General features: G+C 70.7%; 12 protein-coding genes. 7 read left to right on the top strand and 5 right to left on the bottom strand.

Translation table 11 applies throughout. The features are described 5' to 3' along the window. Window positions 1-78 precede the first annotated feature (78 nt). On the top strand, window positions 79-2,547 hold the full coding sequence (locus LNW72_RS29830; RefSeq protein WP_250978183.1) for a helix-turn-helix transcriptional regulator: 2,469 nt from the start codon (window positions 79-81) through the stop codon (window positions 2,545-2,547). Here LNW72_RS29830 and LNW72_RS29825 read toward each other — a convergent pair. Then, entirely contained in the window at window positions 2,495-3,436 is a 942-nt protein-coding gene (locus LNW72_RS29825) for a helix-turn-helix transcriptional regulator (protein WP_250978182.1), read from the bottom strand. The genes LNW72_RS29830 and LNW72_RS29825 overlap by 53 nt on opposite strands. A gap of 289 nt (window positions 3,437-3,725) precedes the next feature. Between LNW72_RS29825 and LNW72_RS29820 the strand changes: the two genes are divergently transcribed. The 3 genes from LNW72_RS29820 to LNW72_RS29810 are packed head-to-tail and all read left to right on the top strand — an operon-like array spanning window position 3,726 to window position 5,059. Continuing rightward, window positions 3,726-4,445: a hypothetical protein gene (locus LNW72_RS29820; protein ID WP_250978181.1), complete on the top strand. Its 720-nt coding sequence runs from the start codon at window positions 3,726-3,728 to the stop codon at window positions 4,443-4,445. An 11-nt stretch (window positions 4,446-4,456) separates the two neighbouring features. After that, complete coding sequence (locus tag LNW72_RS29815; protein ID WP_250978180.1) at window positions 4,457-4,630, top strand: hypothetical protein; 174 nt, start codon at window positions 4,457-4,459, stop codon at window positions 4,628-4,630. Window positions 4,631-4,672: 42 nt separating this feature from the next. Further along, window positions 4,673-5,059, top strand: coding sequence for a hypothetical protein (locus LNW72_RS29810; RefSeq protein ID WP_250978179.1), 387 nt, complete (start codon window positions 4,673-4,675; stop codon window positions 5,057-5,059). Window positions 5,060-5,128: 69 nt separating this feature from the next. Here the strand turns inward: LNW72_RS29810 and LNW72_RS29805 are convergent, their stop codons facing one another. The 3 genes from LNW72_RS29805 to LNW72_RS41755 all read right to left on the bottom strand — a co-directional run bounded on the left by LNW72_RS29805 (window position 5,129) and on the right by LNW72_RS41755 (window position 10,061). Next, window positions 5,129-5,794, bottom strand: coding sequence for a hypothetical protein (locus LNW72_RS29805; protein WP_250978178.1), 666 nt, complete (start codon window positions 5,792-5,794; stop codon window positions 5,129-5,131). A 91-nt stretch (window positions 5,795-5,885) separates the two neighbouring features. After that, the gene (locus tag LNW72_RS29800) at window positions 5,886-6,254 is read right to left on the bottom strand and encodes a CATRA system-associated protein (protein ID WP_250978177.1); all 369 of its coding nucleotides are present in this window, start codon (window positions 6,252-6,254) and stop codon (window positions 5,886-5,888) included. A gap of 18 nt (window positions 6,255-6,272) precedes the next feature. Then, entirely contained in the window at window positions 6,273-10,061 is a 3,789-nt protein-coding gene (locus LNW72_RS41755; RefSeq protein WP_250978176.1) for a CHAT domain-containing protein, read from the bottom strand. A gap of 288 nt (window positions 10,062-10,349) precedes the next feature. Here LNW72_RS41755 and LNW72_RS29790 point away from each other — a divergent pair, with 288 nt between their 5' ends. Both LNW72_RS29790 and LNW72_RS29785 read left to right on the top strand, forming a co-directional pair. Further along, a complete protein-coding gene (locus LNW72_RS29790) occupies window positions 10,350-10,976 on the top strand; it encodes a TetR/AcrR family transcriptional regulator (RefSeq protein WP_250978175.1) in 627 nt (208 codons plus the stop codon). Further along, entirely contained in the window at window positions 10,973-11,626 is a 654-nt protein-coding gene (locus LNW72_RS29785; RefSeq protein WP_250978174.1) for a VC0807 family protein, read from the top strand. The genes LNW72_RS29790 and LNW72_RS29785 overlap by 4 nt, the downstream gene beginning before the upstream one ends. Window positions 11,627-11,652: 26 nt before the next feature. On the opposite strand, the gene LNW72_RS29780 is transcribed toward LNW72_RS29785, so the two are convergent. After that, on the bottom strand, window positions 11,653-12,486 hold the full coding sequence (locus LNW72_RS29780) for an alpha/beta fold hydrolase (RefSeq protein WP_250978173.1): 834 nt from the start codon (window positions 12,484-12,486) through the stop codon (window positions 11,653-11,655). 181 nt (window positions 12,487-12,667) lie between these two features. On the opposite strand from LNW72_RS29780, the gene LNW72_RS29775 reads away from it, so the two are divergent. Continuing rightward, a complete protein-coding gene (locus LNW72_RS29775) occupies window positions 12,668-15,043 on the top strand; it encodes an immune inhibitor A domain-containing protein (RefSeq protein ID WP_308402050.1) in 2,376 nt (791 codons plus the stop codon). Window positions 15,044-15,065: the final 22 nt, after the last annotated feature.

Genomic DNA, 15,065 nt, shown 5'->3' with positions numbered 1-15,065 from the left:
GGCAGCCGGTGCTCTGGAACACACTGGAAAGGTCTGAGAAACCACGGTGCGGAGTGACGACCGGTGCACGGAGGAACAGTGTCGAAAGAGGAACGCCGGCCCACAGGTGACGACTCCTTGGTGCTCCGGCAGCGGCTGGCCGCCGAGCTGAGCAAAGCGGTGATCAGTGCCGAGAAGGGGCGCGGCCGCGCAGTGGACCGCGCCGAACTCGCCCGCCGCCTCAACGTCTCCGCCAGCAGCCTCTACGCCTACCTGAACGGGACGACCCTGCCCGGCTCCGATGTGTTCGACGGACTGCTGGCCGCGCTCGGCGTCACGGGAGCGGCGGCCGGCCGGCTCGGCACACTACGGGACGCCGCGGAGATGGCCCGGCGGCTGCGCCCGCCCGCCGCCCGGGCTACGACAGACGCACACCGTCGTGTCCCGCAACAGCTCCCGCCGGGCACACCGGGGTTCGTCGGGCGGGAGACGGAACTGGCCCGGCTGGACGGCCTGCTGGGCATGGGTGCGGCGCTCGCCGCCGGGCCCGTGATGATCGCCACCGTCGAGGGCACCGCCGGCGTCGGGAAGACGGCGCTCGCTCTGTACTGGGCGCATCGCGTCCGGGACCGCTTCCCGGACGGCCAGCTCCACGTCAACCTGCGCGGCTTCGGTGCCGAGGAGCCGATGGACCCCAGCGAGGCCCTGCACGGTTTCCTCCAGAGCCTTGGGGTCGCTCCGGCAGCTGTCCCGGTGCACCGGGCTGCCGCCTCGGCGCTGCTGCGCACCCTGCTCGCCGATCGGCGTCTCCTGCTGGTGCTGGACAACGCCCGCTCCGCCGAGCAGGTACGGCCCCTGCTGGCGAGCGGCTCGGGGTCCCTGACCGTCGTCACCAGCCGGACCCGGCTGGACGGTCTGGTCGTGCGGGAGGGAGCCCTCCGCATCACGCTGGACGTGCTCCCCCGGTACGACGCCCACGCTCTTCTTGTCCGTCGGATCGGCGCCGAGCGAGTACACCGCGAACCGCTCGCGACAGAAGAGCTGGTCGATCTCTGCGCCCGTCTGCCCCTGGCGCTGAGTGTCGCCGCGGCCAGGGTCGCCGTCTGCCCTGGCGAAGCCTTTGGCCACCTGGTAGCCGAACTGCGTGAGGCCCACGCGCGGCTTGACGTCCTCGGGCTGCAGGACGCCGACGTCGACCTGCGGACCGTCTTCGAGCGGTCGTACGCCCTCTTGCCCCCGCCTGCGGCCCGGCTGTTCAGGCTGCTCGGATGCCATCCGGGGCGAGATGTCGACGGTCCCGCCTGCGCCGCGCTGCTCGGCACGCCCGCTGTCCCTCGGGCCCTGCTCGACACCCTCACCGCGGCACACCTTGTCCAGCAGCATGCGCCCGGCCGGTACGCCCTGCACGACTTGCTGCGGCTGTACGCGAAGGAACGGGCGGAAGCCTGGCCGGGCGACGAGCGCCGCGCGGCCACCGGGCGGCTGCTGTGCCACTACCTGGCGGCTGCCCGGTGCGCCGACCAACACCTGGAACCGTGGCGGCCCGGTTCCGCCGCCCCCGCGCCCGGGACGCCCACGGCCCTGGAGGACCGCCGAGAAGCCATGGACTGGTTCGAGCGCGAGCTGGCCACTCTCCAAGCCGTGATCGCGCAGGCCGCCGCGTCCGATGGGCTGGAACCCTACGCGTGGCGGCTTGCGGGGGCTCTGGCGGTTTACCTACGCCGGTCGGGGCGGCGGCACCAGCGTGCCGCTGTACACGCCCTGGCCCGCACCGCGGCCGATCGTGCAGGGAATCAGCAGGCCTGGGCGACCGCCACCCGGCGTCTCGCCGACGCGTTGTCGCGGCTGCACCGCTCCGAGGAAGCCCTTGAGCTGCTCCGCACTGCGTTACGCACCTGCCGGGCGCTGGAGGACTGCGAGGGAATGCGGGCGGTGCGGCTTTCGCTGGTGCGGGTGCACGCGGCCCGCGGCGACCACCGGCGGGCACTGCCACACGCCCGGCTCGCCCTCGCGATGGCGCAGCGGACCGGGGACCCGTGGGCGCTGGCGGACGGTCTCACGTCGGTGGCCCAACAGCAGGAGGAACTCGGCCGGCACACCGTGGCGTTGGACCACGGGCGGCGGGCGCTGGAGCTGTACAGCCGGCTCGGGCATCTCGACGGCCGGGCCGGGATCCTGCTTTGCGTGGGGGAGGCGGAGCTGGGGCTGGGTCGGCCCGCCGATGCGGTCGGGCACTACGAGGCGTCGCTCGCCCTCGACCGCGCGCTGGGCGACCGCTATCGGGAGGCGCACGCACTGGACCACCTTGCGGACGCCCACATGGCACTCGGCGACCACCATCAGGCACGCCGGTTTCGCGAGGAGGCGCTGACGGTGTTCGAGGGGCTGCACCATCCCGACACGCGCGCCGTCCGAGCGAAGCTGATCCCGCACGGCGGACCAGGGGCGCCAGGACCGGCCGTTCGGCCCTCCGCGGTCCCTGGCGGGTCACCGGCGGGCGGCGACGGACCGGACCTCAGGCGTCCTGCCAGCGCAGCCCGTAGCCGTAGCCGACCTTCATCTCCGTGAAGCCGGCGGCCACCGTGGCGTCCGGGTTCACCTTCAGCGGCGAAGTGCCGGGCAGTCGCTGGTAGATCACGGCGGTAGGCACCCCGTTCAGCCGCCAGACGGTCCGTGGGGGCCGCGCCGGGTCGAAGCGGACATGCAGCCGGAACCTCTCGCTGCGGGTGAGCGGGATGTGGACGAAGTGCGGCGCCATCGGCTGCGCGGACGGTATCCGTAGTCGCAGGACGTAGATGTGGCGGGCACCGACCGGCACCGGGTCACGCAGGGCGAGTTCCTGCCGGAAGTAGCTCTCATAGGGGTGCTCGGAGCTCTGCAGCCGCCCGCCCCGCACGACAGAGACGTGTAGCCCGTGCTCGGTTCCCACGTCATCGGTGTGCCGCGGCACGCTGAATGCCAGCGGGATGCGAGCCAGTCGATCGCAGGTGGAGACGACGACACGGGTTTCGACCGCCTCCGGGGCCCGGGTGTCCAACCGCAGGCGGGTGTCGACCGACTCGGTGTAGTAACCGTGCAGGTCGGTGCGTAGGCAGCCGGGCGGGCACACCGGGCCGCTCTCGCCGGCCGTCGGGGCCCGCAACTGCTCCCACGGCGGCGGAGTGAGGTCGGCCGGCCCGGAGGCGGGGTCACGGTCGAGGGCCCGCCGGACCTGGCCCCAGAACACGGTCCACCGGGTCAGGTCACCCGCGCATGCCTCGACCACTGCGAGTGTGACCCGCCGGGAAGGGAAGGTGACGCCCCCCATGGCGTCGCTCACCGTGGTGCGTCCGTATCCGGTGCGGCGCGCCAGTTGCTCCAAAGTCAGGTCCGCCGAGCCGCGCAGGTCGCGCAACCAGAAGGCGAACAACCGAATCGGTGAGCCGTCGAGTTCGATGTCCTTCACGGGACGACCCATGGCACCCCCCGTTCCGCCGTCCTGCCCGTCGTGCCAAGTCTCCCACGGGCAAGGACAATCGCAGCCCTTCCGCGGTCCGCGCCCAGGTGTCCCATCGAACCGTGCAGCGATGATCGCCTCGGAGAGCACGACGGTATCAACAACGTCGGAGCCCATGGGCCGCATGAATATTTTTCCGGGAATCGTCCGGCTTCACGAGGAATCGTTGTGCCGCCGTTCGGCGCGTTGCTACACAAGAACCTCGACCAACACGGCCGCCAACCGATCCCGACCTCGCGCCAGGAGCTACATGTCGTTCTTCCGCAGACCCTCGAGCTCCACCGACTTTCCCCCTGACGTGGCCTCCAGAATGGAGCAGTTCGGCCGATTCGAATTCGATCCGACAGGTAGCGGTATCGACGCCTCGTACGTCTGGAACGAACTCCAGGCTCCGTTCCTGGCCTTTGCCCAGTCCGATCCGGACCGATTCGCCGAGGAACTGGCCGAGGCTGTTCTGCCGGCCGGCGGCTTCGCGTTGTTCGGTGCGTCCCGGACGATCTGGAGTCTCGCCGGTTCCGATTGTCGCAGCCCCTCCTACGACGGCGTGCGGATGGCCGCCCTGGAGTTCTTCCGGTCCAACGGCATTACCACCAGCCGGATCTCACCTGACGACTATCGTTTCTGGCGTGAGCACCGGGACGAACCGTGGCTCGTTGGGCGCCCCAGGCCCGCGCCGGACGAGGCCGTGATCACCCCGCTCGCGCTGGGCGAGGTCCGTCCCCTCGCCCGGATCACCGCCGAGGCCGAATCGAACATCATCTACGTACAAAGCGGTCCGGATGGCGGCTACCAGGCTGTCGTCGAAGCGCGGCACAGCGACACCGACCCCACCCGGGGCCACTTCGACTGGCTCCGGGCCGCCACGCTCCACAGCCTCTACGCCCAGATCGGCGAGGCGTTCCAAGTGCCCGTGCACTGGGTCGCCGACGAACTCGAACCGTACATTCCCCTGCCCCCCGCCGATCTGTGAGGAGATCCGCCATGCCCAGAGGACGCACCTGTCAGGTCTGCCGGCAGCGCATGACCGTGAAGAGCGAACAACGTCAGCCCAAGGGGTCGTGGGTCGTCTACGAATGCCAGAACCCCGCCTGCAGGAACTACCTCAACAGCGGAAGGCTGTTCCGCTTCAGCGAGAAGATTTTCGAGGACAACTAAGGCCTCCAGCAGGCCGACACGTTCGGATCAGGAGACGAGCACATGGCAAATCAGACGGTGGAGATAGTCACCGAAGCGTCGGCACAGGACGCCGCCGCGCTCTTTCAGAAATCCATGCGAGTGAGCTGGGTCAGCGAGAACATCACCGGCGCCGGAACAGAGTTCGTGGAGCCCCGGGGTTCCGTATTCGACAGGCTGGACGACGATGTTCCGGACTTCGCGGTAGTTGCGATGCTGGGCGGCCGAGGGGCGGAGATCCAGAAGTCCGCAGTCCACATGTACCTGTGGGACCGGGGAGATCACCGCGAAATCACGCTTGGCGTCGTACGGAATCTCGGCGCACTGGGACTCAAGGCGAAGAGCAAGATGCGCCGATTCATCGCCGCTCTGGAGGAGATCGATCCCTCCGTCAAGTACACGGGTCTCTGAGCGAACAGGGGGAGGCTGCAAAGCCGTTCGCCGGCCCGTTGGGTGAGCACCCGGTCCACGACCGGGTGCTCACCTTTGTCCGAAGGCCGCCACCGACACGTCCCGCTCGAGGGACGCCTGATGGAACAGATACGTGCCGATGTGGCCGACCCGGATCAGCACGCAGAACCTGTGCACCGACCCGACCGCGCCGGCCACCTGCGAGTAGTCGCGGCGCAGGAATTCCACGGCGGCCTGATTGGCCACCGAACTCTGCCCGCAGACCAGGATCACCGGCCGGGTTGACTCCACCGGAGTGAACCGGGCCACCAGGACATACTCCTGCACTCCGTGGTCGAAGTCGTATTGCCGCCCTCCGACCGTGATGGCCACCGCGTCGCTCCCGGGTCCGAAGGGGCGAATGGCCACCCCCGGCAGGTGGGCAGCCAGATGACCGCCTGTGCGGGGGTTCGCGCCCCCGACCGGCCCGCCGATACAGAACTCCGTCCGGCCGCCGTTGCTCCCCCGCAGGGCCCCGGACTCAACCGACACCCGACAGCCGAGCCCGGCGAGCAGCACTGCCAGTTCGATACCGGCGCGCGCATCCCGGTGGTGCGCGCTGCCGGGCGTACCGTACTTGCTGCCGAGAACGATCAGGCAGTCCTCCCCGGGCCGCACTCCGAAGAAATCCGCCTTGCGATACAGCGCCCTGCGGCGTCGCCCGCGCTCCCAGAGCCATCCCAGCACCGCGCCCACCAGGCTGGTGACCAGGCCTATCCCAATGTTCACGAGTGTAGAGACCATCGGCGCCCCTCCCGACCCGTACGGCTGTGTCCCGCCGGTGCGTTCACCGTCCGGACGGCTGTCCGCCGCCCGCCGCGGAATCGGTGCCGTCGCGTCCCGCGGCAGTCGACCGCTCGAGGGCATGGAGAAGGGCGACGGCTCGCTCGCGCACCGGCTGCGGCGCAGGTACCTTGCCATCAGGCGGGGGGTTCTGCGGCGCGGCCCCGATCCGCCTGGCCCGCCACCCGCTGGTCTCCAGGTCGGCGGTGAGCTCGTCGACCGTCATCGCATCGCCCGCGTCGACAGCCTCGCCGAGCGCTGACAGCAGTCGTCCGGTCTCGTCCCAGGCGTCGGGTGGCAGCCGCCAGTCGAGCATGACGTTCAGCGCCAGCTGCACCTCTTGTGCCAAGTCCCATCGGATCGATGCGGACATGCGTGGCCCTCTTCTCTCTCAGCGACCGGTGTGCACGTACGGAGCCCAGACGGCCGGACTTCTGGGGTAGCGCTTCCGCAAGTCGCGGACAATGCCGTTCAGCGCCCGCCCGGTGTCGGCGACATCGAGTCCCCCGCCGTAACGGCGCAGCGACCGGTAGAGATGTCCCGCCAGCCGGACCGACACCAGGTCCGCGGCTTCCCACAGCGCCCCGACCACCTGCGGGTACCCCGCGGTCTGGAAAGCCGAGGTCAGGTGGATCGCCTCGTCCGGCAGGCGGTCGGTCCGCGCGGTGTGGCAGGCGAGCAACACGGCCAGTTGAGCCCGGGGCAACCGCTGCCGGGCGACGCCCGTCACTTCCAGCGGACCATCGGCCAGTTCCAGCCGGCTCCGCGACGGATCTGCGGGATCGCTGATGCCGTGGCAGGCAAAGTGCACGATGGCGGCGTACGGAAGTGCGGCCAGGACGGTATCCACACGGGCTGTGGCCCCGTCGAGGACTCGCAGCCCGGTCAGGGTCCGGGCGACCGCGGCGATCTCCCGCGCCGATGCCCCGGCCGATCCGTTCTCGCCGGTCGGCTGGCCGACCGCCAGGTACTGCCCGGCCAGCCCGCGGGCCACCGGTGCCTGCCGGGCGTGGCTCAAGGCCCGGATGCCCGGAGTGTAGGACGAGGCCACTCGGTCCAGCACCGAACGCCGCGCGGCCACGTCCTCCTGGCGGTGGTATCCGGCGGCATGCAGCGGCAGATGGGCCAGCGGACCGGAGGCAGACCACCACAGCCGGGGCACCTCGGCCGACGGGGTGCCGCCCGGAATCGGCTCGGTGAGTCCGGCCGCGTCGAGTACGGGCCGGGCAACGCGGTCCCACAGCAGCTCAAGGGTGGCGAAGACCGTCTCCTGCGCCTCCTGCTGGCGCGTGGCGGACGCGTCTCGGCCAACCGCGGCCGCAGCCAGAAATTCCCGTGCGGTGTAGGCCAGCAGCCCTTCAGTGATGTCGAGGGGCACGCGCAGGACAGCATCGCCGGTGACGACGAGCGCGTCGCAGCGCAGCCGGTCGACGTTGATCAGCGCAATGGGTCCCTCGGCGGCCTCGGCCCGCATCTGCTCGACGGTCGGGGCTCGCAGGAAGGTCTCGAAACCAGGATGCCGCCTGATGTCGTCGAGCAGCCTGCGCCACTGCTCGGCAACCTCGTGCTGCTCCCGCACGCGCCCTGATCTCTCGTCTTCACGGGTGTCCTGATGGTCGAGCAGGCGGGCCGAAAGGACGGCGAACGCATCGGCCAGGGAGGGGTGGACGGCGGCCAGGTCCGACACGTCACCGCGGGCCTCAAGGTCCTGGCTCATCAGAACGGCACGGCCCAGTTCCAGCAGCACCGCCGCCTGTTCGGTGCGCCCCGCGGCGAGAGCAACCGCGCATCCAGTGCGGCCCAGGCTCGTCCCAGCGATCTGATCCGGCACGTCGACCGCAGGGCCTGCCGTTAAGGTGCCGGGGTGCCTGCGGCCGAGCAGGGCTCGGCGCGCCACAGCTTGGCGGTCGTCACGGTGCAGTGCCGGGGAAGTGAGCAGTGGCAACATCTCCAGGGCGACGGCGGCGGCGTCCGTAGCCAGACCCCAGTCACGTCGCTCGATGGCGCGGCCCAACACCATTCGCGCGCTCTCGAACCGGGCCGTCGGCGGCAGCAGTGCCTCGGTCTCCGGGGACCACGTGCTGTCGGTCTCCTCGACTGCGTATACGTCGCCACGGAGCTCGGCATCGGCAAGGTCGGCGAGGTCCATGATCTGGGCGAGCACAGGCCGCACCTTTTGCAGGTGCTGCCCGGCCGGTCCGGCGGTGATCAGCAGCGCGTCGAGCCGGGCCGCGGCCGTGTCGAGAATGTGGCGGGCCTGCCGGGCCTTGCCAGGCTCCTGACGCATCATGGCGACGTGCGTGAGGGCCTGGGCGTAGGGTATGGCGCAGCCGATCCAGGTGGCGGAGTCCTCGGGCACCCGTTCCACGGCCCAGCGCAACGCGTCGCAGGCACGGACCAGGGTGGCTTCGTCCTCGTACAGGCCGCCGATCGCGCTGCGCTTGTCCTCCACGGCGCAGAGCAGGTCGATGTAGCGGGAGCTGGTCGGCGGCAGGGTCGCGAGTATCTCGTCGCCCTGGCGGACGGCCGCGAGCAGGAGAGCCGTGTCCTCGCTGAGGGTGTACTGAACGACCAGGACCGACATCAGCACGGTCGCGGTCCAGCCGCGCCGTCCGTGCTCCAGGGCGGGATCTCCCAGCCGCTCGCGGAGTTGCCGTTCGGCCAGGGCCAGCCGACGGGGGTCAAGGGCGATGTCATTCACTCCGCTCAGGCCGTGGAAGACCTCCTCGGCCTCGGCGGGCAGGCCCGCCATGTCCGACGGCAGCTGCGGGTCGGGCGGGCCCGCCGTGGCGGGCGGGCCCGGCGGCCAGCGGAACGTGGCGGCCTCTGCGGACGGGGCGAAGGTGGAGGTCCCACCGGGCGGAGGGCCCGGCGCAGCACCGGAGGGTGCCCTTCGGGTGCGGGGCGGGCGGGCGCCGGTTCCCAGGAAGGCTGCGAACTCCTCCGGTCCGGGCCCTGGCGACGCGTATCCGGGCGAGTCCATCGGCGCGCTCACCGTGATCGGCGGCAGGTCAGGGACAGGGAACAGTGACCCCAGCATGGGGCTCAGTCGCTTCAACGGGGTGGCGGGATTGAAGGGCAGCATCCGCATCAGGCGGGGCATCCGCGCGCACGCCGCCCGCTTCTGCTCAATATGCGGCAACAGCATGTGGCCTGGCGGCAACCCCCGCTGGAGTTGTTCCCAGAGCCCGTCCGCGCGGGCGACGTCCTCGCGCGAGCCGCTGAGGATGGCCCGGCCCGTCAACAGGGAGGCCATGTTCGCCGCATAAACGCCTTGGTCGTCCGGGGGACCCAAAGCCCGAAACCGCTCAAGGTGCTCCATCGCTTCCTCGATCGTCGCCGTGTCCAGCGTCCTGCGCAGCGACGACATCAGCGCCATGGCGAGCATCAGGTGCACGGCGGAGACATCATGCGGGTTGTCCCGGAAGCCGTGGCTGCGGGCCCTTTCGACGGCGGCGAGCGCCGTACGCCCGGCGTCCACGGCGAACTCGACGGCGCCGTAGTCCCGCCCGTGGGCGCGGAACCACGTGAGGGCGGCGTGCACAGCAGAGCGTCCAACCAGTTCTGCTTCGAGATGGTCGGAGGTGACGGCTTCGTGGGCGGCTCGGGCCCGGTGCCAGAGTTCGGGGAGCGCGCTCGCATCCCCGGACTCGTGGCGGAAGGCAGCGGCCTGTGCGAGCCGGACCAGCAAGCTGCACCTCCCCAGGTCACCCGGCGGCAGGTCGGCCGCCAGTTGGGCCGCGTGGTGCTCGATCGGCTCGACGGCCTGGCCGTGGCGCGGGAACGGCCGGTCGGAATAGGCAGCGGCGACCGCGACCGGGTCATCCGGAGTCCGTCCCTGGATCTGCGCCGCGAGGTAGTGCCGCACGTCGCCGGAGAGCTGGTAGTCGGCGTAGAGGCGGGACAGAGTACGTTCGGCCAGCCACAGGTGCATCACCCAGGACGGCCGCCGCACGTGGTTGCGCGGGCCGACATCCAGCGCGTACTCCATCAAGGCCGTTGCGGCAATGGCGGGGGCGCGCCCGCCTCCGTTCCAGGACAGGTGCAGCAGTCGTGCGGCAGCCGGCAGCCAGCCCGCCGGGTAGCCCCCGGCACCGCCGACGAGCCGTTCAATTTCGGGTGACCATGTGGCCTCACAGCGCACCAAGGTGCGGTCTACGACCGCTCGTACGTCAGACACGCGGCAAGTCTCCCCGCAAACCGGCCGGGGCAGGTGTCTTCCGGAAATTTCCGTCAAACTACCGCAGTTGTTCAAGATCGTCTGTCCCGGCGGCCTTCCGGCCGTTCAACACCAAGACTCGCGGCGGCAGGCCATCCAACAGGGACATCTCCAGGCCTGTGTGCAACGGCGAGCCTTCGCGATGAGCCTGACGTTCGGCTCCAGGCCGTAACGCGATGCCGATCCCCCCTCGCCCCCGGCTCGGGCCGGCCCTTGCCAGACCTTACTCACACAGGTAACTTCTTACTCATGCGAGTAACAGAGAATGCCGGCGCACCCACCGGACGGTCGGTCACCGCGACCGCCCGGCGGGCGCAGATCGTCGGGGCGGCCATCGAGGCCATCGCGGAGCTGGGATACGCCCAGACCTCGTTCGCGAAGATCGCCGCGCGGGCCGGGATCAGCAGCACGCGGCTGATCTCGTACCACTTCGCGGGCAAGGACGATCTGATGCGGGCGGTCGTCGACGAGGTGACGACCGCCGCCGCGGCCTTCATCCGGCCGCGGATCACGGCCGTCGCCGGGCGGACGGCGGTCCTTGCCGCCTACATCGAGGCGAACCTGGAGTTCATGAGCACCCACGCGGCGCACATCCGCGCGCTGGTGGACATCGCGGTGAACGCGCGGACGCCGGACGGCGCACCGCTGACCGTCCAGGACGGGCCCGCGCTGGAACTGCTGGAACGGCACTTCCGGGACGGCCAGGCGGAGGGCGTGTTCCGGGACTTCGATCCGCGGGTGATGGCGGTCAGCCTGCGGGCGTCCATCGACGCGGCGGCGGGTGTGCTGGCGCGCGAGCCCGGCGCCGACCTGAAGGCGTACGGCACGGAACTGGTCGGGATCTTCGAGCGGGCCACCCAAGGGGAGACGTCATGAGCGAGGTCACAGCGGTGCGGGAGCAGGCCAGTGGACGCAAGGCCGTGCTCGGCACGGTCCTGACGGATCTGGTGCTGCCGCTCGCGGTGTTCTACGGGCTGCGCGCCGCGGGCGTCGACCAGTGGTGGTCGCTGCTGCTCTCCGCGATCGTGCCGGCCGTGATCGTGGTGCGGCGGTTCGTCCGGCGGCGGCAGGTCGAGTACTTCGCGCTGTTCGTGCTCAGCCTCGTCGCGCTGGGCCTGGTCCTGTCGGTGCTGACGCACGATCCCCGGACGATGCTCGTCCGGGACGCGTGGGTCGGCATGGCGGGCGGGCTCGCCGCCGTGTGGATGCTCGGTTCCGTGGTGCGCGGACGGCCCGCCCTGATGGTGCTGTTCCGGTCCTTCGTACTGACCAAGGCGGGCCCGCAGGGGCTGCGCACCTGGGAGGCGCGGTGGGACGACGACCCCGCCTTCCGGCACGGACTGCGGGTGCTGACGACCGTCTGGGGCCTCGCCGGCCTGCTCAACGCCTTCGCCAATCTCGCCTTCGCGTACGCGCTGCCCATCGACGACGCCCCGGCCGCCATGCACCTCGTCTGGCCGGTGATCGCGGTACCGCTGACGGTCTTCCACGTCGTCTACACCAAGCGCCGCGACCTGCGCGCCTGAGCGCTCCTCCCCCTTCCGCGGACTCCTCAGCCCTCGGCGCCGATGAATTCGCGCAGTGCCGCCGCGAGAGCGGCCGGCTGGTCCACCGGGATGAGGGTGCGGCAGTCCGGGATCTCGACGAGCCGGCCCTGCGGCAGCAGGTCGGCGAGCCGGCGGCCGTGGGCGCGGGGCATCATCCGGTCGTCCTCGGCCCACACGACCAGCGCGGGGCGGTCGAACTTCCTGAGCCGTTCGGCCGCTTCGAGCATGGCGCCCTTGCGGGCGCTCAGGAGGTAGCGCCGCAGATCGGCCCGGATCGCCCGGTCGGTGAGCAGCGGCCGGAGCCAGTCGTCGAGCATCTCGTGCGGCACACCGTGCACGGACATCGGACGGAATCCGACCGGCAGTCCGCGCAGCGCGCGCAGGTTCATGAAGTGGGCGAGTGCGTACACGCCGCCGGGAATGCGGCTCACAGCGGTCAGCATCTTGCCGCCGGCCCCTGGCGGGTAGTTCTCGAACGCCTCACCGGAGGTGATGACCAACCGGCCGATCCGCTCCGGGCGTTCGCCGGCCAGCACCTGGGCGTGACCGGAGTCGTTCTCGACCAGCGTCACCCCGTGCAGCTCCAGCCGCTCCAGGAACTCCCCGACCAGCAGGGCCACGGAGCGCAGTGACAGCTCGGCGTCCGGCCGCATCGGACGGCGGTGGCCGCCGGTCGGCAGGTCCGGGATCACACAGCGGTGGTCGGTGCGCAGATCGTCCACGACCCGCTTCCATACGGTGCCGCTCTGGCCGAGTCCGTGCAGCAGAACGACGACCGGGCCCGACCCCCCGGTGTCCTCGAAGTCGATGGTTCCGGCGGAGAGTTCGATCCCGGGCACGTGGTCCCCCTCGCGAGTCGGCTACCGATCCTGGCGACCGTATCGCGCCCCCGCCGGACGAGTTCCGGGCGTCTCGGCGCATCCCCTACACATCACCTTTGACATGTGAAATATTACCTGCGCTCACCGGCCCTCCCCCTCCGGGAGGCGCTCCCGCAGTTCCTCCGAAAGGACCTGTACGTTGCGCAGAATCACCCTGCCCGGCATGGCGGCGCTCACCAGCGCCGCGATAGCCGGCGCGCTGCTGCTCACCGGCCCGGCCGCGGCCTCGACCGCACCACCGGCCGCCGCCCCGGGCCCGGCCAACAGCGCTCCCGAGGACGCCCGGCACGCCGATGCCCCGTCCAGCCCGATGGACCTGCAGCGCCAGGCGCTGCGCCGGCAGGCGCTGGAGCACGTCGCCGCCGGTTCGGTGGCCCGCGCGCCCGGCGGCACGCTCCCCCACACGGTCAAGATCGGCAAGCAGTACGCAGAACTCGCCCAGGAGCGCACGGACAAGATCTTCGTCATCCTCGCCGAGTTCGGCGACCAGGTGGACAGCACCACCATGAACAACGGCCAGCCCCGCTACGGCGGTGAGCCCGGCCCGCTGCACAACACCACCGGCCGTCCCGCGAAGGCCGACAACCACACCGTCTGGCGCAAGGACTTCGACCGCGCCTACTACCAGCAGCAGTTCTTCGGCGACGCCCCCGGCACCGTCTCGCTGCGCAACTTCTACCGCACCCAGTCCTCCGGCCGGTACGACATCGAGGGCACGGTCACCGACTGGGTCAAGCTGCCCTGGAACGAGGCCCGTTACGGCAGTGACAACTGCCCCGAGGGCCAGCAGTGCCACAGCAACTGGGACATGGTCCGGGACGCCACCACCGCCTGGTACGACGGAGAACGCGCCAAGGGCCGCACCCCGGCGTCCATCAAGGCCCAGATAGCCCAGTACGACCACTACGACCGCTACGACTTCGACCACGACGGCAACTTCGACGAGCCCGACGGCTACATCGACCACCTCGTCGTCGTGCACGCCGGCAAGGACCAGACCTGGGGCGGCGGCGCCCAGGGCACCGGGGCGGTCTGGGCGCACCGCTGGTTCGCTTACTACGACCAGGCGGGGCAGGCGGGCCCGCAGGGCAACCGGATCGGCGGCACCCCGGTCGGCGACACCGGCATCTGGGCGGGTGACTACCTCACCGGCGGCGAGAACAGCGGCGTCGGCCTCTTCGCCCACGAGTACGGCCACGACCTCGGGCTGCCCGACCTGTACGGCGCCACCGGCGACAACAGTGTCAACTACTGGTCGCTGATGTCCTCGGCCTCCTACCTCGGCAAGGGACCGAACACGACCGGCGACTACCCGGGCGACCTCGACGCCTGGAGCAAGCTCCAGCTCGGCTGGCTCGCCTACGAGGAGACCGCGTCGGCCGCCCCCGCCTCCACCCACAAGCTCGGCGTCTCCAGCTACAACACCGCCGACCCGCAGGGGCTGCTCGTCCATCTGCCGCCGTCGACCACCACCACCGACCTCACCGACCCGTACGAGGGCGGCAAACAGTGGTGGAGCGGTACCGGTGACTTCCTCGACAGCTCACTGACCCGCACGGTCGACCTGCGCGGCGTCACCGCCCCGGCCGTTCTCGACACCCGGCTCTGGTACGACATCGAGAAGGACTACGACTTCTTCACCGTCGAGGCCTCCACCGACGGCGGCGGCCACTGGACGGCCCTGCCCGGCACCGTGGACGGCACCGCGATCCCCCGCACCCCCACCGGCACCCCCGTGGTCACCGGCACCTCCGGCGCCTGGACCGCGCTGAGCGTCCCGCTCGACGCGTACGCCGGACAGCAGGTGCAGCTGCGCTTCCACGTCACCTCCGACAGCAACACCCACGGCAAGGGCGTCCTCACCGACGCGGTGAGCGTCAGCGCGGGCGGCACGCGGCTGTTCGCGGACGGCGCGGAGGACGGCGCCGCCGGCTGGACCGCACAGGGCTTCACGATCGTCAGCGGCCGCACCGGCGTCACCGACCACCCCCGCGCGTACATCGTGGAGAACCGCCGCTACACCGGCTACGGCGCCTTCCTGAAGACCGGCCCCTACAACTTCGGCTGGTCGAACGACCCGAAGAACCCGGCGAAGAAGGACACCGTCGAGTTCTACCCGTACCAGCAGGGCGCCCTCATCTGGCTCTGGGACACCGCCTACAGCGACAACACCACCGCCAACCACCCCGGTGGCGGGCTGCTCCTCCCGATCGACGCCCGGCCGGCGGCCCTGCGCTACACCGACGGCACCGTACTGAACGCCCGCGCCCAGACCTTCGACGCGACGTTCTCCCTCGGCCGCACCGACCGCCTCACCTTCCACAAGGACGGCGTCCCGGTCACCGTCCCGTCCCACGCCGGCATCCCCGTCTTCAACGACCACACCGGCGTCTACTGGAACGCGGACCTCCCCCAGGTAGGCGTCAAGGTCCCCGACACGGGCACCCGCATCGCCGTGACGAACGAGTCCCACGACGGCCGCGTCACCACCGTCCGCGTGAGCCACGTTTCCTGACCGCTGCGGCACACAAGAGTCC

The sequence above is a fragment of the Streptomyces sp. RKAG293 genome (assembly GCF_023701745.1).
In the GTDB taxonomy this organism is placed as follows: Bacteria; Actinomycetota; Actinomycetes; order Streptomycetales; family Streptomycetaceae; genus Actinacidiphila.
This window is presented reverse-complemented; position numbering and strand designations above follow the sequence as displayed.

Excerpts from the sequence above, each read along its gene's own strand:
- LNW72_RS29825 (WP_250978182.1), bottom strand. The coding sequence starts at position 3,436 with ATGGGTCGTCCCGTGAAGGACATCGAACTCGACGGCTCACCGATTCGG.
- LNW72_RS29820 (WP_250978181.1), top strand. The coding sequence starts at position 3,726 with ATGTCGTTCTTCCGCAGACCCTCGAGCTCCACCGACTTTCCCCCTGAC.
- LNW72_RS29800 (WP_250978177.1), bottom strand. The coding sequence starts at position 6,254 with ATGTCCGCATCGATCCGATGGGACTTGGCACAAGAGGTGCAGCTGGCG.
- LNW72_RS29815 (WP_250978180.1), top strand. The coding sequence starts at position 4,457 with ATGCCCAGAGGACGCACCTGTCAGGTCTGCCGGCAGCGCATGACCGTG.
- LNW72_RS29785 (WP_250978174.1), top strand. The coding sequence starts at position 10,973 with ATGAGCGAGGTCACAGCGGTGCGGGAGCAGGCCAGTGGACGCAAGGCC.
- LNW72_RS29790 (WP_250978175.1), top strand. The coding sequence starts at position 10,350 with ATGCGAGTAACAGAGAATGCCGGCGCACCCACCGGACGGTCGGTCACC.
- LNW72_RS29810 (WP_250978179.1), top strand. The coding sequence starts at position 4,673 with ATGGCAAATCAGACGGTGGAGATAGTCACCGAAGCGTCGGCACAGGAC.